Consider the following 19,758-nt stretch of genomic DNA (forward strand, 5'->3'; position numbering starts at 1 on the left):
AGGCACGCTCAGCAGCCGTGGTCCACCGACTACCAGCCAGGGGTACCCAAGAGTGCGCAATCACGATCTGCAGTTCCTGAAACGCTTTTCCATGGTGATCGCCACGCTGGCGACCATCACGGTTGGTCTGATCGCGCTGGCCGCCTGGCTGCACACGCGCATCCCGCCTGAAATATCGCCCACGGCGGCCAAGCGCACCGAGCAGCGCATCGCGCCCGAGGGTGCTGTCTATGCCGGCAGCACCGGTGCTGCCGCACAGGCCGCCGCGCAGGCGGCCGCCCTGGCCAAGGCGGCCTCGCAGGTGGCCTACGGTGGCACCACTGACGGCAAGGTGATCTACGACAACCTGTGTACCGCCTGTCATACCACCGGCGTCGGCTTGGCGCCGACGCTGGACCACGGGCACTGGGATGCGCGCATCGCCCAGGGCAAGGACACCTTGTACAAGCACGCAATGGAGGGCTACACCGGCCCCGATGGCGGGATCATGCCGCCCAAGGGCGGCAATCCGGCCCTCACCGAAGAGCAGATCCATGCCACGGTGGACTGGATGCTGGCCAACCTGAAATAGCGCAACCGGCGCGCCGGGCGGGATGGCGGCCCGGGGACCGGTCGGTGATGAGCCTGGCCGACCTGGTCAGCAGCCCGCCTCCTGTTTTGCCGCTTGCGGTCACCTGCCGTGCGGGCGGCAGCGCGTCATCATTTATCGGTAAAGTGACGGGCTATCCGTCAGACCTGCCATGGAGTTGCTGTCGATGCGCCGTTGTTTCCTTGCCGTCGCCCTGGCCTTCGCGGCCTCTGCTGTTTCCGCGCAGCCTCAGCCCCAGCCGCAGCCGCAACCCGGAGCCCCCGGCAGCCTGGCTCAGGGTGCCGCCAGCATCACGCTGACCCGCGCGCCCAGCGACTGGCGCGCGCTGGAAGGGCAGTACGTGCGTATTGCGGCGCCGCTGACCCTCGTCGGGACCGACGGCCTGGAGCGCCTTGGCGAACTGGCAGTGGCCTTCGACGGCCGCCTGTGGCAGCCCACCGAAGTGGCCGCCCCGGGCAGCGCGGGGTACAGCCAGGTGGTGGCCGACAACCAGCGCCGTCGCCTCGTCCTTGACGACGGCAGCGATGTGCGTGACCCCGCCAGCGTGCCTTATCTCGCGCACGACGCGATACTGCGCACCGGCATGCTGCTGCGCGGTGTCGAAGGGCGCGTGCAGGTCGATGCGCAGGGGCGGCCACGCCTGCAGGTGGGTCGCACGCTGGCGCTGCCGGCGCCCGAGCGCCCGGCGCTGCCGCAGGTGGCCGGGCAGTTGAAGGTAGCGGCCTTCAACCTCGAGAACTTCTTCAATGGCGATGGTCAGGGCGGTGGTTTTCCCACGCTGCGCGGCGCCCGCACCCTTGAAGAACACCAGGCCCAGCTGAAAAAACTGGTCGCCACCATCGTGCCGCTGCAGGCCGACGTCGCGGCATTGATGGAACTGGAAAACGATGGGTATGGTCCGCACTCGGCGATTGCGGAACTGGTGACCGCCCTCAACCGTGCCGAAGGCAGCAGCGGCGATTGGCGCTTTGTCGACGCGGGCGAAGGCCCGGGTGACAACCCGATCCGGGTCGGCATCATCTACCGCAGCGGCCGCGTCAGCCCGCTAGGCACACCGGCCACGCTCACCGGCGGGCCCTTCGTCGAGCACAGCCGGGTGCCGCTGGCGCAGGCGTTCCGTGCCGGGCAGGGCAAGCCGTTCGTGGTGGTCGCCAACCATTTCAAGTCCAAGGGCTGCCGCGACGCCAGTGGCGCCGACGCCGACCAGAACGATGGCCAAGGCTGCTGGAACGCCACGCGGGTGGCCTCGGCCCAGCAGCTGAACGCCTGGCTGCAGCGTGACCCGACCGGCAGCGGCAGCACCGACGCGGTGCTGCTGGGCGACTTCAATGCCTACGCGATGGAAGCGCCGATCACCACCCTGCGCGCGCTGGGCTGGAAGGACGCCTTCGCGCTGGCCAAGGTCGAGCGCCCCTACAGCTATGTCTACAACGGTTACAGCGGCAGGCTCGACCACGCCCTGCTCAGCGCCGGCATGGCGGCCCGTCTGGCCGGCGCGGCCGAGTGGCACATCAATGCCGACGAGCAGGAAGCCAGCGGTTACCAGGGCCGTAATCTGCAGGGGCCGTGGCGCAGTTCCGACCACGACCCCCTGCTGCTGGGTTTCGACCGTTGAGCTAGTCCGCGCGGAAGCTGGCGCGGCAGCCGTTGTCCACCCAGACGGCGCGCCGCTCCACGCCCCAGTCGCGTCCTTCGACGCAGGCCGCGCGTGACAGCTGTCGCCGCAGACGTATCCGCCCATCCGGCGCCGGACAGCGGTTGAACCCGTGGGACTGGCTTTCGCAGGTGAAGTCGCGGCCGCCATACGGATAGGGACGTACGTCAACCAGCGCATCACGCCGCACGGTGGTGCTGCGGTCGAGGGGGATGGCAGGCGCGGAGTCTGGCCTGATCTGGGTCACACGGGGGTCATCATCATGGGGCGGCGCGATCTCCAGCGCCGGTGCGCTCTGGGCACCCGCCGCACCGATGATGGCGAGGGCGAGCAGCGCGACGATGAGGGAGCCGACGTTTCGCTTTGGTCTGGGCATGCCACGTCCTTCCTGAGGGTGTGAAGGCACGCTAGCAGGCAACCGCAGGATGGCAGCCGGCTGCCAACGGCACTCCATGCACCTGCAGCCGGTCGTAGCGGGTGTCATCACCGACGCGCGGCGGCGGAATGCATCACATTCTGATCGCTTGCTCCCCGGCATCGACGTCTCCGGCTTGCTGGCATGCGTCGGCGCGCGATGTTGGCATGCAGCGTGGGTTCAGTGCCTGGCTGCAGAAGCGCGCGCGTTGCAGGCAGAACTCGACACGCGCACTTCAGCCCCAGGCGATCAGGCCGATGGCCAGCACCGCGATCGCCAGGCCGATCCGGTTGAGCAGCCGGGTGGGCTCGCCGAAGACGGCAATGCCGACCACTGCCCCCAGCACCACCACGCCGATGTTCATGCCGGCAAACACCGTGGCCGGACTTTCCGGCAGCGCCTGGTGGGCGTGCACGTAGAACAGGATGTTGCCGCCGTTCAGCAGACCCAGCACGAGGCCGCCGCCCACATTGCGCCAGGCCAGGCGGCTGCGCCCGCGCATGTGCCGCCACAGCTGCAGCGCCAGCATGAGGACGAAGGCCAGACTGAAGCTGACCAGCAGAGCGGCCATTGAAGGGGTGCCGGACAGGGCCACCTGCTTGAGCAGGATGTCCACCGCGGCAAAGCCCACCCAGACCGCCAGCAACCAGCGCCCGCCGCCGGCGCTGGTCTGCGCAGCGCTGGCCGCATCGCTGCGCGGGCGGAGACAGATCGCGGCCATCGCAAACAGACCCAGACCGAGGCCGAACAGCTTCCATGCGCTGGCCTGCTGGCCGAAGAACAGGAACGCGGCGGCCAGCGAGAGCAGCAATGACAGGCGCTGGGCAACGTCGGTGCGCACGATGCCTGCCACCGCCACCGCACGGCCGAGCACCAGGAACAGTCCGGGCAGGACCACCGCCAGCACCAGCAGTGCCGCCCAGGGCGCATGCCCGGTGCGCAGTGCATCAAGCGAGGGCTGCAGCAGCAGTGCGGTCATCGACGCAGCGACAAGGTAGTTCCACGTGACCATCTGCGCGACATCAAGGCGGTGGCGCGCTGCCACTTTCAGCAGCACCGACACCAGGACGCTGCAGATCACCGCACAGACAAGATGGATCATGAGGGGCAGGCAGGGAGGCGGCAGGGGACGCTATCATGGTGCCATGCAAAATCCCCCATTCCCCCAAGAAGCGGCGGCGCTGAGCCTGCAAGGTCCGGTCGGCCCGCTGGACGTGGTCGTCGACCTGCCCCGGCTTGATGATGTGGCCCTGCAACCGGTGGTGGCCGTGGTCTGCCATCCGCTGTCCACCGAGGGCGGCACGCTGCACAACAAGGTGGTGACCATGGCCGCCAGCGCGCTGCGCGACCTGGGCGTCACCACGGTGCGGTTCAATTTCCGCAGCGTCGGTGGTTCGGCAGGCACGTTCGACCATGGCGTCGGCGAGCAGGACGACCTCAAGGCGGTGGTGACGTGGGTACGCCAGCAGCAGCCGCACGCACGTCTGTGGCTGGTGGGGTTCAGCTTCGGCAGCTTTGTCTCGCTCAAGGCCGCCGGCGATCTCCAGCCGGATGCGCTGATCTCCATCGCACCGCCGGCCGGACGCTGGGACTTCAGCGGGATCGCGCCGCCGCCGCGCTGGCTGGTGATCCAGGGTGAGCAGGACGAGATCGTCGATCCGCAGGCGGTCTACGACTGGCTCGACAGCGTCGACGCGCCGCATGAGCTGGTGCGTATGCCCGACACCAGCCATTTCTTCCATCGCAAGCTGATCGACCTGCGCGGCGCCATCACCCATGGGGTCAAGGGCTGGCTGCCGGACGCCATGGCATGAGCGTGGAGGCGATGACCCCGTCGCAGCGCTACGCTGACGGCGTGGCGCAGGGGCTGTGGCAGAACGACCCGGCCCAGCATGCCGCATTGGCCGAGCTCGACCGGATCCACCTGGCGCTGCTCGAAGACGCCGACGACGGCTGGCTGGACCGCCTGTCGTCGTTCTGGAAGAAACCAACGCCGGTCAAGGGTCTTTATTTCTGGGGCGGTGTGGGCCGGGGCAAGACCTTCCTGGTCGACCTGTTCTACGACGGCCTGCCGATCCGGCAGAAGTACCGCACGCACTTCCATCGCTTCATGCGCGGCATCCACGAGCGTCTGCGCGAGCACCAGGGCCAGGCCGACCCGCTGGCGAAGATCGCCCAGGAATGGCGCAGCAAGCTGCGCGTGCTGGTGCTTGATGAGTTCTTCGTCACCGACATCGGTGATGCGATGCTGCTGGCGCGCCTGCTCGAACGTCTGTTTGCCGAAGGGGTGACCCTGGTCACCACCTCCAACACCGAAGTCCGCAATCTCTACCTCAACGGCCTGCAGCGCGACAGCTTCCTGCCGGCCATTGAACTGCTGCAGCGCTTCTGCGTGGAGCTGCATGCCGAGGGGACCGAGGACTACCGCATGCGCGCGCTGACCCGTTCGCCGGTCTACCGTGCGCCGCTGGGTGAGGACAGTGACGGCTGGCTGGCCACGCGCTGGGCCGACCTCAGCGGCGGGCAGGCGGCGGCACCGGGCAACATCGAGATCGAAGGGCGCAGGATTGCCGTGCGTGGACGTGGCAAGAGCATTGCGTGGTTTGATTTCACCGCGCTGTGCGAAGGTCCGCGCGGCCCATCGGACTACATCGAAATCGCGCATGAGTTCAACACGGTGCTGCTGGGCGGCATTCCGGCGTTCGATCGGATGAACGAGGACGCGGCGCGTCGCTTCGTCAACCTGATCGACGAGCTGTACGACCGCCACGTCAACCTGGTCTGCACCGCCACGACCTCGCCGGTCGAGCTGTATAGCGGCACCCGCCTGCAGGGCGCGTTCGAGCGCACCGCCTCGCGTCTGATCGAGATGCAGAGCGCCGAGTATCTGGGCACCCCGCATCGCGCGTGATGCTACGTGCTTGCTGAAGCGGAATCGGGTGAAACTGACATTGCGGTGAGGATAACCCCTGCCTGCTGATTGGTAGAGCGGGGACAGAAAATGTAGTTTTTCCCGATAGTTACACATCCGGTCGACTCTCAGAATACGTCACTCCAGCGACGACGTATGAAGCAATGCGGTATGCGCCAGCAATGGGCATGAACAGCATCTGCTTTGCGTCACACCCAGAGAGAGACCTATGAAAGCCTGCTCATTGTCATGGCGCGCGATGCAGCGTGCCATCGTTGTCACCGTGCTGTCCGTTGCTGCCGTGCTGCCTGTATCTGCGACCAGCTTCATGCTGGAAAGCAACACGATCGTGTTGAAACAGGCAGACGGCCGCGTTGCGTTCACGGTCACCAACCCCGGCGACGAACCCATGCTGCTGCTCAGCCGCCTGGACGACCTCGACGATGCGGCACTGGCAGATGAGGTGCTGGTGACCCCAGCGGTGACGCGCATCGATCCCGGTCAGAGCCAGGTCGTTCTGTTCCAGCTCAAGGACAGCGCGGTGCTGGAACGCGAACACATGTTGCGCGCCTCCTTCGAGGGCGTGGTGCAGCAGGGTGGCAGTGGCATGCGCATGCCGGTGCGGCAGCAGATCGGCTTCATCGTGCAGCCGCGCGGGGTACCTGTCGAGCTGGCCCCGTGGAAGGATCTGCTGCTGGAAGTGCAGGGCAATGAGCTGGTGCTGCACAACCGTGGCCGGCATGTCGTACGTATGGGTCCTGATCTCGAGCTGGACACGGGCGCCGAGGTTGAACCGCTGGACCACCCCTATCTCATGCCCGGCCAGACCGTACGTCGCGCGCTGAAGGCCGAGGGTCCGGTGCGGCAGGCCAGGATCGTACCGCTGAGCCGTTCCGGATTCGCGCTGCAGCGCGTTTCGCTGCCGGTCACGCCCTGATCCCGCCGATGCGGTTCCGAGGGCGTGGCCATGATTCGACACTGCAGACATCACGGTGTGGCCCGCGCGCATCCGCTGGCCGCAGCGCTCACCCCGGCCATCGTGGTGATGGGAGGGATGCCCTGCCTGGCGTCAGCCTTGGAAGCTGCAGCACCGGGCGGCGCACAGTTCGACATCGCACAACTGCAAAGCAGTGGCTACTCGCCTTCGGTTGCTGCGTACTTCAGCAATGGCGCGCGCTTTTCACCGGGATTGCAGGTGGTTTCAGCAAGCGTCAACGGCCGGAAAGGAATACCGCTGCAGCTCGAGTTCGACGGTCAAGGAGAGCCCTGCCTGGACGCGGTGGCACTGGCGCGCCTGGGCATCCGCCCGGCGCCGCCCGGCGCGGGCAGCTGCATCGAGCTGGGCATCGTCCATCCCGGCGGGCGCGTGCATCTGCGGCCGTCGCAGGCCAGGGTAGAAGTGCTGGTGCCGGAGGGCGCGCTGCAGGCAGAGCAGGATGGCCTGCAGCGAGGTGGTGCCGCGCTGATGCTCAACCACGATCTGTTCGTCGTGGCGCAGCGCTCCGCACATGGCATGCGGACGTCAGGCTCGGCCCGAGTGGAGCTTGGCCTGAATGCAGGCGGCTGGGCGTTGCGGGCGCAGGCCAGCGCGAGCACTGGAGTCCGCCAGCAGGCGTTGTTCCAGGATGCCACCTTTGCCGAGCGTGCCGTCGAGCGCTGGGACGCATTGCTGCAGGTCGGCCAGCTTGCCGTGGCGTCGCAGGCCTATGGCGGCCTGCCGTTTGACGGGGTTCAGCTGATTCCCGACCGCGCGCAGGTGGCAGGACGACGGCTCGCAGTGCCGGTAAGCGGCGTAGCACGCAGCCAGGCGGTCGCCGAGGTGCGCCAGCGCGGCCAGGTCATCTACCGCACCATTGTCGGCCCCGGGCCATTCCTGATCGACGACGTCGGCGAGGCGAGCGGTGGCAGTGACCTGGAAGTCGTCGTCACCGAAGACGATGGCACCACGAGGCGGTACCCGGTGCCCGCGCCGCTGTTGTCCGCGCAGGCCCGGCAGGCGGAGCCTGCGCAGACCAGCCTGAGCGTCGGCCGCTATCGTCCCTCGCGGGGGGCGCCGCAGCGGGGCCCGCGGCCATGGATGCTGGTGCTGGAACATGCCAGCGACCTCGGCCCGTCGGGCAGTGTCAGGGTCGCGGGACTGCTGGCTTCCGCCTACCAGGGAGTGGCCACGCAGGCGTCGCTGTCCTTGCCCCACGGTGGCTGGCTTGCCGCGTCCGTCCGGGGCTCACGGCATGCCGTGGCAGGCGTGGGCAGAGAGGTACAACTGCAGGGGAGCCTGCAGTTGCCCGCGCAGTTCAGCGCCGGCCTTTCGTTGAGTCACCGCGATGCGCGCTTCACGGCGTTCGAGCAGGCGGTTGGCCTGGATGCCGGTGAACCGCTCGTGCGCAGGCCGGATGGGGCTGAACGTGCGGTCGGGCTGTTTGCAGGGTGGGCCAGCGCCCGCTGGGGCGCGGCCAGCTACAGCGTCTCGCGCAGCTGTACGCAGGCTGCCTGTGGCGGACATCAGAGTCTGGGGTGGTCGCGTCGTCTCCTCGGGGCCTCGTTCACGGTGTCGGCGCAGCGGTCTTCCCTGCAGGCCGGAACCTCGGTGTGGCTGAACGTGACGGTGCCGCTGGGCGGACGCAGAGGCAGCGCCGGCTTCCGGGCGCAACGTCAGGGCGACGGCCCGCTGCGCCTGGGTGCCAGCCTGCAGCGGGCCATCAGCGATGACGTCGAGGTGAGCGCGGACCTCACACGCAGTGACGGCTCGCGCTACGTCGCCGGCCGCCTGCAGGCACGAACCGCTGTCGGCAGCGTGCAGCTCGGCTGTGCGTCCGGTGGCAGCAGCCCGCGCTGCCATGCCGGCATCAGTGGCGGCGTGGTCGTGTTACCCGGTGGACGGGTGGCGACCTCGACGGCTCGCATCGGCACCACCTTCGCGGTGGTCGATGTGCCGGGTGTTGCCGGGCTCCGCCTGCAGGGTGCGGGCTATGCAAGAACCCTCGTCGGCGGACGTGCTGTGCTGCCCCGCCTGTCGCCCTATCAGAACAACAGGATCCGGTTCGACGGGCGTCACCTGCCGTTGAACCTCCAGCTGGCCACCACTGCGTTCACAGTGAAGCCGGCGCATGCGGCGGTTGTGCTGCGCACGGTGGACGCACGTGAGCGCAGGCAGCTGCTGCTGCAGGTCACGCTTGCAGATGGCACGCCCGCGCCGGTGGGCAGCGTGCTGCACGACCCGCAGGGCGGATTTGCAGGCACCACGGTCAGCGAGGGCAACGTGTTTCTGGTCGACGCCCAGATCGGCCAATCGATGTCAATGGAAGTCAACGGACAGCGCTGCCAGCTGCAGTACGCCGTGCCACCACGCTTCGATCCACAGCGCGCCTATGAGGAAGCGACGGCGCGCTGCAACTGAGCAGGCAGGGAAGACCCGACGCTGCGGCAGGAGTGCCGCCCACCCGGCAGGCGACTGCTGGTCTGCGCCGCAGCGCTCTGCGCGGCGGCGCCTCACACCCACTGGATAGTCAAACATGAAAAGAATGCAGGTCTTACCGTGTGCCATCGCGATGGCACTGCTTGGAGCCAGCGCTGCGCAGGCGGCAGAGATCACACCAACGCCGCTGATGGTGCAAGGCACGATCGACGTGCCCGCGTGCACCGTGGTCGTCGACAATAACGGTCTCTATGAGATCGGCGAGCTGGGGCCCACCGACGTCAAAACCGGGACCAGCACCTCTACGCTCACGCCGATAACGAAGAAGTGGACGGTCAGCTGCGAAGGCGACACCTTCATGAGCTTCAGTGTCACCGACAACCGCAAGGGCACTGCCAGTACAAATGACAACAGCCAGTTCGGCATGGGCCTGGTCAACGGCACCGGCAAACTCGGCTACTACTCGCTCGCGATGAAGAACCCGACCGTCGATACCGTGGCCAGCCACGTCTTTGCGACCAACCGGAAAAATGCGGGCGACAACAAAGGGGCATCCACCGTGGTACGTACGGACGGCTTCGTGATGGGCTGGGCGGCACCCACGTCGGCAACACAGCAGATCGGTCGCGTGTTCGCCGTCGACATGGAAGCGACGCCAGTGCTGGCCGGCAGCCAGACGATGAACGGTCCGATCATCGACGACGTGTCGCTGTCGGGTTCGTTGACCTTCGATTTCGCTTACGGTCTCTAAGGAGCAGACATGAACATCCAGATTTCCGCTGTTGGCGCGCTGCTGCTTGCGCTTGCACCCTGCGCCTGGGCCGCTTTGCCGCAACAGTCGGTGGACATGACAGGCACGTTGAGGGCGCCAGGATGCACCGTTCTGGCCGACAACCAGGGACTGTACGATTACGGCAAGATCAACCCCTCGCTGATTCCCGTTTCAGGTTCCAATCTGACCCTGTCGGTCAAACCGGCGCACTGGACCGTGGACTGCGGACAGGCCTCCACCTATATCGGCATCAAGGTAATGGACAACCGGGCGCAGTCCTCGGGCGGGGCCGGCAACGCCAACTTCGGCCTCGGCCGGATTCCGGGCAACGACACCAGCAAGCTGGGCTACTACACCGTCACCCTGAGCAATCCCAAAGTCGACGGTGTGGCCGCTGCGGTCGGCAAGGGGGCGCCCGGATCAGCCGATGTGACGGGTGCTGCCAGCATCGTCCTGGACACGGGCAGCGTGCACACCTGGGTGAAAACCGCCACAAACAAGCAGACACCGCTGGCCGGCAAGCAGTTCGAGGTGGACATGTCAGTGGGCGCGGTGCTGTTGAACAAGGCGGCGATGGGTGGCGACATCACCAGCGAGGTGCCGTTGGACGGCAACATCACACTCTCCTACACCTTTGGATTGTGATCGGCGACGCTTGAGGCGCTGACGCCCGGACCAGGGCGCACGGCGCTGCGGAGGGCGGCGGCCGGGCCCAGCCCCGGCCGTCGCGCAGTCAGTCTTGTAGAGCGCTTGTGAAGTGCCAGTGTTCCGTTTCTGGAGTGCGTCATTGCATCCAGAAGACGCTTTCCGGTCTTGACTGCGCACGCGGTTCCGGCAGGTTCGCGGCGTCCAGCGAAGGCGTAATCGGCTTGGTCCTTACGCCACAAGGGATTTGGCGATATCCCCATATTTGGCGTTGACGATCACCTGCACCCCCACTATCTTGTGGCCGTCGGTTGCGGCGACCACAAGTCGCCGGGTCCGCAGGCGGAACGCCCACACCTGTCCCGGTGTGGCGCCCGACCCCGCCTGCAGCGGTACTGGGAACGCGTTCGTCGCCGTTGCTGGAGCCGTCCGGTTCCATCTGGAGACGGGTGGGCGGAGGCCTGATGCCTTCGCGCCGATTCCACCAGAACCCTGCTGACTGCCGCACGCCTGCACCCGTGCGGTGCCGGACCGTCGCCGCCAGGCCGCGGGCAGGTCGGCGCACGGTCTCATCACGTGCGACGCCATCGCCGCAGACTGGTGGACCATGGCCCGGGCCTGCGCCCCCGCGCACCGTGCATCCGTCCTATCACGCCAAGAGGAAAACGCCGTGAGCACCGATACCAGCGCCACCATCGAAAAGGAAAGCGAGTTCCTGCTGACTTCGCCGCCGACGGCCAACGCGATGAGCGTGACCAAGCGCAACGGTACGACCGAGCTGGTGGACCTGAACAAGATCGTGCGCGCGGTGCAGCGTTCCTCGGAGGGCCTGCATTCGGTGGACCCGATGCGCGTGGCAACCCGCACCATTTCCGGTCTGTACAACGGCGCCACCACCCGTGAGCTGGATGAGCTGTCCATCCGGACCGCCGCGCTGCTGATCGGTGAGGAGCCCGAATACGGCCGCCTGGCCGCGCGCCTGCTGGCCAACTACATCGCCAAGGAAGTATCGGGCCAGGAAATCTACGCCTTCTCGCAGTCGGTGGGTCGTGGCCATGAAGTGGGCCTGATCAACGACCGTCTGTTGAACTTCGTACAGACCAACGCGCGCAAGCTCAACGATGCCATCGACATCTCGCTGGACCTGAATTTCGATTACTTCGGTCTGCGCACCCTGTATGACCGTTACCTGCTGCGTCACCCGCACACCCGCAAGGTGATCGAGACGCCGCAGCAGTTCTTCCTGCGCATCGCCAGCGCGCTGAGCGAGGACGTGCCGGAAGCATTGTCGCTGTACAAGCGCATGGGCAACCTGGACTATCTGCCGTCCAGCCCGACCCTGTTCAATTCCGGCACCACCCACGAGCAGCTGTCCTCGTGCTTCCTGCTGGATTCGCCGCAGGACTCGCTGGAATCGATCTACTCCAAGTACGGCGACATCGCCCAGCTGTCCAAGTTCTCCGGCGGCATCGGCGTGAGCTACAGCCGGGTGCGTTCGCGTGGCTCGCTGATCAAGAGCACCAACGGTCACTCCAACGGCATCGTGCCGTGGCTGAAGACCATGGACTCCTCGGTCGCCGCGGTGAACCAGGGTGGCAAGCGCAAGGGCGCGGCCTGCGTCTATCTGGAAACCTGGCATGCCGACATCGAGGACTTCCTCGAGCTGCGTGACAACACCGGCGACGAAGCGCGCCGTACGCACAACCTGAATCTGGCCAACTGGGTGCCGGACCTGTTCATGAAGCGCGTCGAGGCCGACCAGGAATGGTCGCTGTTCGACCCGCGCGTGGTGCCGGAGTTCACCGACCTGTTCGGCGAGGCCTTCGAAGCGGCCTACCTGCAGGCCGAGGCCCAGGGCAAGGCCAACCGCACCATCTCCGCGCGCAAGCTGTACGCCCGCATGATGCGTACGCTGGCCGAGACCGGCAACGGCTGGATGACCTTCAAGGACAAGTGCAACCGCGCCAGCAACCAGACCCTGCGTGCCGGCAACGTGATCCACCTGTCCAACCTGTGCACGGAAATCCTGGAGGTCACCTCCAACGATGAAACCGCCGTGTGCAACCTGGGTTCGATCAACCTGGGCAACCATTTCGACGAACACAACGAATTCGATTTCCAGAAGCTGGCCGAGACCGTGCGCCTGGCCGTGCGTCAGCTCGACCGTGTCATCGATCTGAACTTCTACCCGATCGAAACCGCCCGCCGCGCCAATCTGCGCTGGCGCCCGGTCGGCCTGGGCTGCATGGGCCTGCAGGACGTGTTCTTCCGCAAGCGTCTGCCGTTTGACAGCGCCGAAGCCCGCGCGCTGTCGAAGAAGATCGCCGAGACCATCTATTTCCATGCGCTGGAAACCTCCTCGGAGCTGGCCCAGGAACGCGGCAGGCACCCATCGTTCAACGACACCCGTGCCGCCAGCGGCGAACTGCAGTTCGACGCCTGGAACGTGGTGCCGGAAGACACCGCGCGCTGGGACGCCCTGCGGGCACGCATCAAGGAACATGGCCTGCGCAACTCGCTGATGATCGCCATCGCACCCACGGCCACCATCGCCTCCATCGCCGGTTGCTACGAGTGCGTGGAACCGCAGGTGTCCAACCTGTTCAAGCGCGAAACCCTGTCCGGCGACTTCCTGCAGGTCAACCGTTACCTGGTCAACGAGCTGAAGAAGCTGGGCCTGTGGACGGCTGACATGCGCGATGCGATCAAGCTGGCCGAAGGCTCCATCCAGGGCGTGGCGCAGATCCCCGAAGCGCTGCGCCAGGTCTACCGCACCGCGTGGGAGCTGCCGATGCGTGCGCTGATCGACATGGCGGCAGAACGTGGCGCCTTCATCGACCAGTCGGCCTCGCTCAACCTGTTCATGGAAAGCCCGAACATCGGCGCGATGTCCTCCATGTACATGTACGCCTGGAAGCAGGGCATCAAGACCACTTACTACCTGCGCTCGCGTCCGGCGACCAGGATCACCAAGACCACGGTCAGCAGTGGTGGTGCGGCCAGGACGTTCACCACCGACGAAGCCATCGCCTGCTCGCTGGAGAACCCGGAAGCCTGCGAGGCCTGCCAATGAGAGCGGCCGTGCTGGCCTTTGGCCGGCACACCCCTTTGTAGAGTCGAGCCATGCTCGACTGCAGAAAATACCAAGGTGGCGCCGGGCCAAGCCCGGCGTTTTAACCCGAGAATTCAAGGAAACACCATGGCCGACAAGCCCAAGCAGATGCTGCTCGATCCCGGTTTTGAACTGACCCTGCGCCCGATGCGCTATCCGCAGTTCTATGACATGTACCGGAATGCGATCAAGAACACCTGGACGGTGGAAGAGATCAACTTCCAGATCGACATCACCGACCTGCACAGCAAGATGTCGCCGGGCGAGCGCCACCTGATCCACCGTCTGGTCGCGTTTTTCGCCACCGGCGATTCGATCGTGTCCAACAACCTGGTGCTCAACCTGTACCAGCACCTCAATGCGCCCGAAGCGCGCATGTACCTGTCGCGCCAGCTGTACGAAGAAGCGCTGCATGTGCAGTTCTACCTGACCCTGCTCGACAACTATCTGCCGGACCCGGAAGAGCGCGTCAAGGCGTTTGCCGCGGTGGAGAACATCGACTCGATCAAGAAGAAGGCCGATTTCTGCTTCAAGTGGATCGACTCGATCCAGGACCTCACGCGCATCGAGACCCGTGCCGAGCGCCGCCAGTTCCTGCTCAACCAGATCTGCTTCGCCGCGTGCATCGAAGGGCTGTTCTTCTTCGCGGCGTTCGCCTACGTCTACTACTTCCGTTCGCGCGGCTTGCTGCCGGGCCTGGCCTCGGGCACCAACTGGGTGTTCCGCGACGAGAGCGCACACATGGACTTCGCGTTCGAGTCGGTGCGTGTGGTGCGTGAAGAGGAGCCGGACCTGTTCGACGACGAAATGAAGCAGCAGGTCTATGACATGCTGGCCGAAGCCATCGAATGCGAAGTGCAGTTCGCCGAGGACGTGCTGTCCGGCGGTGTGGCCGGCATCTCCACCCGTGACATGCGGCAGTACCTCGAGCATTGTGCCGACCAGCACTTCGCCAAGCTGGGCATGGAAAAGAAGTACAACGTGCGCAATCCGCTGCCCTTCATGGAGCTGCAGGACGTGCAGGAGCTGACCAACTTCTTCGAACGCCGCGTCTCGGCCTACCAGGTGGGCGTGCAGGGCGAAGTAGCCTTCGACATGAACTTCTGACCGTACCGGTCAGATGGCGAAGAAAGACCCGGCTCCGGCCGGGTTTTTTCGTTGCGCCGGAGGCGCCGGCTGCCCATGCAGGGCGCTGCCCTGCTAGGGAGGTAAACTGCCGCCACCCCCGTAGCCGACCACCACCATGACCCCGATCGCCGAGACCGTGCCGCCCATTGAAGTGCGCATGGCTGAAATCGTCTTTCCCAACCACACCAACCACATGGGCACCCTGTTCGGTGGCCAGGCGCTGGCCTGGATGGACAAGGCCGCCTTCCTCGCCGCAGCGCGCTACTCACGCCGTACCGTGGTCACCGCGCGCAGCGACCAGGTCGATTTCAAGCTGCCCATCCGGGTCGGCGAGATGGTGGAAACCATCGGACGCATCGTGGAAGTGGGGCGCAGCTCGATGAAAGTGGAAGTGGAGCTGATCGCCGAGGACCTGCACAGCGGCCAGCGCAAACTGTGCACGCGCGGCCACTTCGTGATGATCGCGCTGGATGAGGAAGGGCACCCGACCAGCGTGCCGGCGCTGCCCGAAGGCATGCCGGCGCCCTGAGCGCGCTTGTGCCGGCGGTTTCACGGCCCCATCTGGCAGAGATGAGCCTGCCTTTGGATGCCTTCATCGACCGCGCCCAGCGCCTGTTCGTGCTGACCGGCGCCGGCTGCAGCACCGCCTCGGGCATCCCGGACTACCGCGATGCAGCGGGGCAGTGGAAGCGCACCCCGCCGGTGACCTACCAGGCCTTCATGGGCGAGGCCGCCACCCGGCAGCGCTACTGGGCGCGCAGCCTGCTGGGCTGGCCGCGTTTCGGCTTTGCCCAGCCCAATGGCACCCACCAGGCGTTGGCTGCGCTGCAAGCGGCCGGCAAGCTGCGCACGCTGCTGACCCAGAACGTCGATGGCCTGCATCAGCGCGCCGGCAGTACCCATGTGATCGACCTGCATGGCCGCCTCGACCAGGTGCGCTGCATGGGCTGCGGCGAGCGCAGCGACCGCCAGGACCTGCAGCTTCGCCTGCTGGCGGCCAACCCGGGCTGGGAGGCGCTGACCGCGGGCATCGCCCCGGACGGTGACGCCGACCTGGAGACCGACTTCGGCGCCTTCGTCGTGCCCGATTGCATCCGCTGCGGCGCGCTGCTGAAGCCGGACGTGGTGTTCTTCGGCGAAAACGTGCCGCGCGAGCGCGTGGAACAGGCGTATGCCGAGCTGCAGCAGGCCGATGCCATGCTGGTGGTCGGGTCCTCGCTGATGGTCTATTCCGGCTTCCGCTTCGTGCAGGCGGCAGTCAAGGCCGGGTTGCCGGTGGCCGCACTGAACCGCGGCGTGACCCGTGCCGATGAGCTTCTGGTCTTCAAGGACGAGCGCGACTGCGCCCAGGCCCTGTCCCGCTGGCTGCAGCCAGCGGCCAGCCAGCCCGCTGCCGCGAAAGTGTGATCCAACAAAACAGTTGATCCGAAGCGCCAGCAGCGCTGCAATACCCACCCCTTCCCCCGTCTGTGGATACCTCTTCGTGAGCCAGCTGTTCTCGCCCGTCACCTTCGGTCCGTTGACCCTGTCCAATCGCATCGTCATTGCGCCGATGTGCCAGTACTCGGCCGAGGAGGGGCGCGCCAGCGACTGGCATACGATGCACTTGGGCCAGCTGGCGCAGTCCGGCGCAGGCCTGCTGATCCTGGAAGCCACTGCGGTGGAACCGCGCGGGCGCATCAGCTATGCCGACCTTGGCCTGTGGGATGACAGCACCGAGCAGGCGCTGGCCCAGGTGCTCGCGTCGGTGCGGCGCTGGTCGTCGATGCCGATCGGTGTGCAGCTGGCCCACGCCGGGCGCAAGGCCTCCACCGCGCGGCCCTGGGACGGTGGCGGCCAGATTGCCGCCGCCGATGCCAATGGCTGGACCACCGTGGCGCCGTCGCCGCTGCCGTTCCATGCCGGCAACCCGGCCCCGGAGGCGCTGGACGAGGAAGGCATCGCCGCCATCGTCGCCGCGTTCGCCGACAGCGCCCGCCGCGCCGAGCGGCTGGGCCTGGAACTGATCGAGATCCACGCCGCGCACGGTTACCTGCTGCATCAGTTCCTGTCGCCGCTGAGCAACAAGCGCACCGATGGCTACGGCGGTTCGTTGCCGAACCGGCTGCGCCTGCTGATCGAAGTGTTTGACGCCGTGCGTGAAGCGGTCTCGGACAAGGTCGCCGTGGGCGTGCGCATCTCGGCCAGCGACTGGGTGCCCGGTGGCTGGGACCAGGAGCAGAGCGAGACGCTGGCGATGATCCTCGAGTCGCGCGGCTGCCACTTCCTGCATGTCTCCAGCGCGGGTCTGGACGAACGTCAGAAGATCGAGGTGAGCCCGGGTTACCAGGTGCCGTTCGCTGCGGCGATCAAGGCCAAGGTACAGCGCATGCCGGTGATCGCCGTGGGCCTGATCACCGAACCGGAGCAGGCCGAGTCGATCCTGCGCCACAACTACGCCGACGCGATCGGGCTGGCCCGCGGCATTCTCTACGATCCGCGTTGGCCGTGGCATGCCGCCGCCGCGCTGGGCGACAGCGTGGTGGCCGCACCGCAGTATCTGCGCTGCGAGCCACGCACGGCACGCGGTGTGTTCAGCGCCGGCTGAGCCGTTGCGGCGCTCGCAACGCCGCTTTCAGCACGCTCAGGTCGCACCTCGAAGCGACACGGGTGATGGTCCGCCCTGTTACACCTGCCATGCCGATGGCAGGTGTGCCTGGATGTGCTGGTGCAGCGCGCGCACGCGCGGTGTGAAGTCACGCCGGTCGCTGACGCAGAACGCCACCTGCATCCGCTCGTGCGCCCAGCCGGGGCCGTCGGCCAGCACCGCCTGCAGGCGACCGTCGCGCAGGTACGGCTCGGCCACGAACTGAGCCAGCCGGGTGATGCCGGCACCGGCAGCGGCCAGCTCGGCCAGCGCGTCGATGTCATCGCTGACCATGGCCGGCGCGAGTGACGGCTCGTACCGCCCGTCCTCACGGGTAAATGCCCAGCGCAGCAGGCGGCCCTCGGTAGGGAAGCGATACAGCAGGCAGCGATGCGTGGCGAGCTGCTCCGGCGTCTGCGGCACGCCGGCCTGCGCGAGATAGACCGGTGCGGCGCAGAACACGAACGGAATGCGCGCCAGCGGCCGCGCCACCAGCCCGTCGTGCATCTGCTCGCCGATGCGGATGCTGGCATCGACGGCCTCCTCGGCATGGCGCACCGCGCGGTCGGAAAGATGCAGCTCGATCTGCAGTTGCCGATGGCGCCGTTGCAGGCCCGGCAGCATCGGGGCCAGTACGTGCCGGCCGAACGCACGCGTGCAGGCGATGCGCAGCGGCCCGGCGGGCTCGTTGGCCTGTTCGCTGGCAGCGGCGTGGGCGCGGGCCAGGTCGGTTTCGATGTGCGCCACCTGCTGCAGATAGCGCGCACCGGCGTCGGTGAGCGCCAGCGCCCGGGGGCTGCGGTTGAACAGGCGCACGCCCAGATGGGCCTCAAGCCGGGCGATGTTCTGACCCACCGCTGCTGCACTGATGCCCAGCACGCGGGCACCACCGGCAATGCTGCCGGCCTCGGCGGTACGGGTGAAGCTGCGGATGAGCTGCAACAGGTTCATGGACCTGCCAGCTTGCCACGGAATGTCCGCAAGGGGCGCTTGGGGCTGTGCCAAGCGTGCGGGCACTGACGGCACTGCGTCGGGGCGGGCATGCTGCCCGGCCCTTGATGCAGGAAGCCCGATGAACGCCTCCGTCCTCCGTCCCCGCTGGAAGCTGCCCGCGCGCAGCACCCCCTTCGTGTTCGCCTTCTTCATGGCCGGCATCATGGCCATGCTGATGTGCATGGTCATCACCGCCGCCAATGCCGGGGTGCAGGCCGACTATCCGGCACGCGTGCTGCAGGCCTATCTGCTGGCGATGCCGGTGGCGTTCTGCTGCGTGCTGCTGGTGCGCCCGCTGGTGATGCGGCTGGTCGCGATCACCGTGCACCCGCACCGCTGAAGACCGCGACGTCGGTCGCATCGGTTGCAGGTGAGAGCATCGCTACCGCAGCGCAGCATGCTCGCCTACACTCGAGCCGATGCGACCTGACTCCATTCTCACGCTGTCCTGCCCGGACCGCACCGGTATCGTCTACCGCGTCTCCGGCCTGCTGTTTGAACACGGCTGCAATATTCTCGACGCGCAGCAGTATGGCGATGAGGAAAGCGGCCGTTTCTTTCTGCGCGTGCACTTTGACCGCGATGCGACCCTGCCGCTGGACGTGATCGATGCCGGCATGGGCGCGCTGGCCAGCGCGTTCGGCATGCAATGGCAGCTGCATGACGGTCGCCGCCGCGCGCGCCTGCTGGTGCTGGTCAGCAAGCAGGGCCACTGCCTGAACGATCTGCTGTTCCGCACCCACAGCGGCCAGCTGAAGGTGGATATCGCGGCGGTTGCCTCCAACCACGCCGACTTCGCGCCGCTGGCGGCCTCCTACCAGGTGCCGTTCCATCATCTGCCGGTGAGCAACGAAAACCGGGTCGCGCAGGAGCAGCAGATCATTGATCTGGTCGAGCGCGAGAACATCGACCTGGTGGTGCTGGCGCGCTACATGCAGATTCTTTCGCCCGATCTGTGCCGTGCGCTGGCCGGCCGCGCGATCAACATCCATCACAGCTTCCTGCCCAGCTTCAAGGGTGCCCAGCCCTACCACCAGGCCCACGCGCGCGGGGTCAAGATCATTGGTGCCACCGCGCACTATGTCACCGAAGACCTCGACGAAGGTCCGATCATCGAACAGGACGTGGCCCGGGTGGACCACGCGATGACGCCGCGCGATCTGGTACGGCTGGGCAGCGATATCGAATCGCAGGTGCTGGCGCGCGCGGTGCGTCGCCATGTCGAGCACCGCATCCTGCGCAATCGTCATCGCACGGTGGTGTTCCGCTGAGCACGCGCTTGGCAGGTGATCCGACCGGCCGTCTGGCTGTGGCCTGTGGTAGGTGACGACCGTTGGTCGTCACACGTTTGAGTCACCGCAGAGCCAGAGCAGGAGCGTGACGACCAACGGTCGTCACCTACCGGGTTCACGGCGCTGTGGCCTGGCTGTGTCTTGTGGTAGGTGACGACCGTTGGTCGTCACACGTTTGAGCTACCGCAGAGCCAGAGCAGGAGCGT

Annotated in this window: 18 protein-coding genes; 15 read left to right on the top strand and 3 right to left on the bottom strand. The window is 66.6% G+C overall.

The features are described 5' to 3' along the window. The first annotated feature begins 52 nt into the window (after positions 1-52). Together RZA67_RS01350 and RZA67_RS01355 are read left to right on the top strand one after the other, a co-directional pair. Entirely contained in the window at positions 53-571 is a 519-nt protein-coding gene (locus tag RZA67_RS01350) for a c-type cytochrome (protein WP_317210728.1), read from the top strand. 184 nt (positions 572-755) lie between these two features. Next, positions 756-2,204 carry an ExeM/NucH family extracellular endonuclease gene (locus tag RZA67_RS01355; RefSeq protein ID WP_317210729.1) on the top strand — a complete coding sequence of 483 codons (1,449 nt, stop codon included), beginning with the start codon at positions 756-758 and terminating at the stop codon, positions 2,202-2,204. 1 nt (position 2,205) lies between these two features. Here the strand turns inward: RZA67_RS01355 and RZA67_RS01360 are convergent, their stop codons facing one another. Continuing rightward, on the bottom strand, positions 2,206-2,619 hold the full coding sequence (locus RZA67_RS01360) for a DUF3011 domain-containing protein (RefSeq protein ID WP_317210730.1): 414 nt from the start codon (positions 2,617-2,619) through the stop codon (positions 2,206-2,208). A 274-nt stretch (positions 2,620-2,893) separates the two neighbouring features. Further along, a complete protein-coding gene (locus RZA67_RS01365) occupies positions 2,894-3,760 on the bottom strand; it encodes an EamA/RhaT family transporter (RefSeq protein WP_317210731.1) in 867 nt (288 codons plus the stop codon). Positions 3,761-3,803: 43 nt separating this feature from the next. Between RZA67_RS01365 and RZA67_RS01370 the strand changes: the two genes are divergently transcribed. The 11 genes from RZA67_RS01370 to RZA67_RS01420 all read left to right on the top strand — a co-directional run bounded on the left by RZA67_RS01370 (position 3,804) and on the right by RZA67_RS01420 (position 17,228). After that, complete coding sequence (locus tag RZA67_RS01370) at positions 3,804-4,472, top strand: alpha/beta fold hydrolase (protein WP_317210732.1); 669 nt, start codon at positions 3,804-3,806, stop codon at positions 4,470-4,472. Beyond that, positions 4,469-5,569, top strand: coding sequence for a cell division protein ZapE (gene zapE / locus RZA67_RS01375; protein WP_317210734.1), 1,101 nt, complete (start codon positions 4,469-4,471; stop codon positions 5,567-5,569). The genes RZA67_RS01370 and zapE overlap by 4 nt, the downstream gene beginning before the upstream one ends. A gap of 229 nt (positions 5,570-5,798) precedes the next feature. Next, positions 5,799-6,506 carry a fimbria/pilus chaperone family protein gene (locus RZA67_RS01380; protein ID WP_317210735.1) on the top strand — a complete coding sequence of 236 codons (708 nt, stop codon included), beginning with the start codon at positions 5,799-5,801 and terminating at the stop codon, positions 6,504-6,506. Between the two features lie 30 nt (positions 6,507-6,536). Continuing rightward, positions 6,537-8,966: a fimbria/pilus outer membrane usher protein gene (locus RZA67_RS01385; protein WP_317210736.1), complete on the top strand. Its 2,430-nt coding sequence runs from the start codon at positions 6,537-6,539 to the stop codon at positions 8,964-8,966. A gap of 115 nt (positions 8,967-9,081) precedes the next feature. Continuing rightward, positions 9,082-9,735 (top strand): hypothetical protein, encoded by a 654-nt coding sequence (locus RZA67_RS01390; RefSeq protein WP_317210737.1) that lies wholly within the window; start codon positions 9,082-9,084, stop codon positions 9,733-9,735. Positions 9,736-9,744: 9 nt separating this feature from the next. Beyond that, positions 9,745-10,401: a hypothetical protein gene (locus RZA67_RS01395; protein WP_317210738.1), complete on the top strand. Its 657-nt coding sequence runs from the start codon at positions 9,745-9,747 to the stop codon at positions 10,399-10,401. 670 nt (positions 10,402-11,071) lie between these two features. Continuing rightward, entirely contained in the window at positions 11,072-13,474 is a 2,403-nt protein-coding gene (locus RZA67_RS01400) for a ribonucleoside-diphosphate reductase subunit alpha (protein WP_317210740.1), read from the top strand. 126 nt (positions 13,475-13,600) lie between these two features. After that, a complete protein-coding gene (locus RZA67_RS01405; protein ID WP_317210741.1) occupies positions 13,601-14,620 on the top strand; it encodes a ribonucleotide-diphosphate reductase subunit beta in 1,020 nt (339 codons plus the stop codon). A 136-nt stretch (positions 14,621-14,756) separates the two neighbouring features. Beyond that, positions 14,757-15,170 carry an acyl-CoA thioesterase gene (locus RZA67_RS01410; protein WP_317210742.1) on the top strand — a complete coding sequence of 138 codons (414 nt, stop codon included), beginning with the start codon at positions 14,757-14,759 and terminating at the stop codon, positions 15,168-15,170. Positions 15,171-15,211: 41 nt separating this feature from the next. Continuing rightward, positions 15,212-16,048 (top strand): NAD-dependent protein deacetylase, encoded by an 837-nt coding sequence (locus RZA67_RS01415; protein WP_317210743.1) that lies wholly within the window; start codon positions 15,212-15,214, stop codon positions 16,046-16,048. Positions 16,049-16,124: 76 nt separating this feature from the next. Further along, a complete protein-coding gene (locus tag RZA67_RS01420) occupies positions 16,125-17,228 on the top strand; it encodes an NADH:flavin oxidoreductase/NADH oxidase (RefSeq protein WP_317210744.1) in 1,104 nt (367 codons plus the stop codon). Between the two features lie 78 nt (positions 17,229-17,306). On the opposite strand, the gene RZA67_RS01425 is transcribed toward RZA67_RS01420, so the two are convergent. Beyond that, positions 17,307-18,218 carry a LysR family transcriptional regulator gene (locus tag RZA67_RS01425; RefSeq protein WP_317210745.1) on the bottom strand — a complete coding sequence of 304 codons (912 nt, stop codon included), beginning with the start codon at positions 18,216-18,218 and terminating at the stop codon, positions 17,307-17,309. 121 nt (positions 18,219-18,339) lie between these two features. Between RZA67_RS01425 and RZA67_RS01430 the strand changes: the two genes are divergently transcribed. Together RZA67_RS01430 and purU are read left to right on the top strand one after the other, a co-directional pair. Further along, positions 18,340-18,600 (top strand): DUF2798 domain-containing protein, encoded by a 261-nt coding sequence (locus RZA67_RS01430; protein ID WP_317210746.1) that lies wholly within the window; start codon positions 18,340-18,342, stop codon positions 18,598-18,600. Positions 18,601-18,679: 79 nt separating this feature from the next. After that, entirely contained in the window at positions 18,680-19,531 is an 852-nt protein-coding gene (gene purU / locus RZA67_RS01435) for a formyltetrahydrofolate deformylase (protein WP_317210747.1), read from the top strand. Positions 19,532-19,758 lie beyond the last annotated feature (227 nt).

Source organism: Stenotrophomonas sp. C3(2023), assembly GCF_032911385.1.
Classification (GTDB): Bacteria; Pseudomonadota; Gammaproteobacteria; order Xanthomonadales; family Xanthomonadaceae; genus Stenotrophomonas.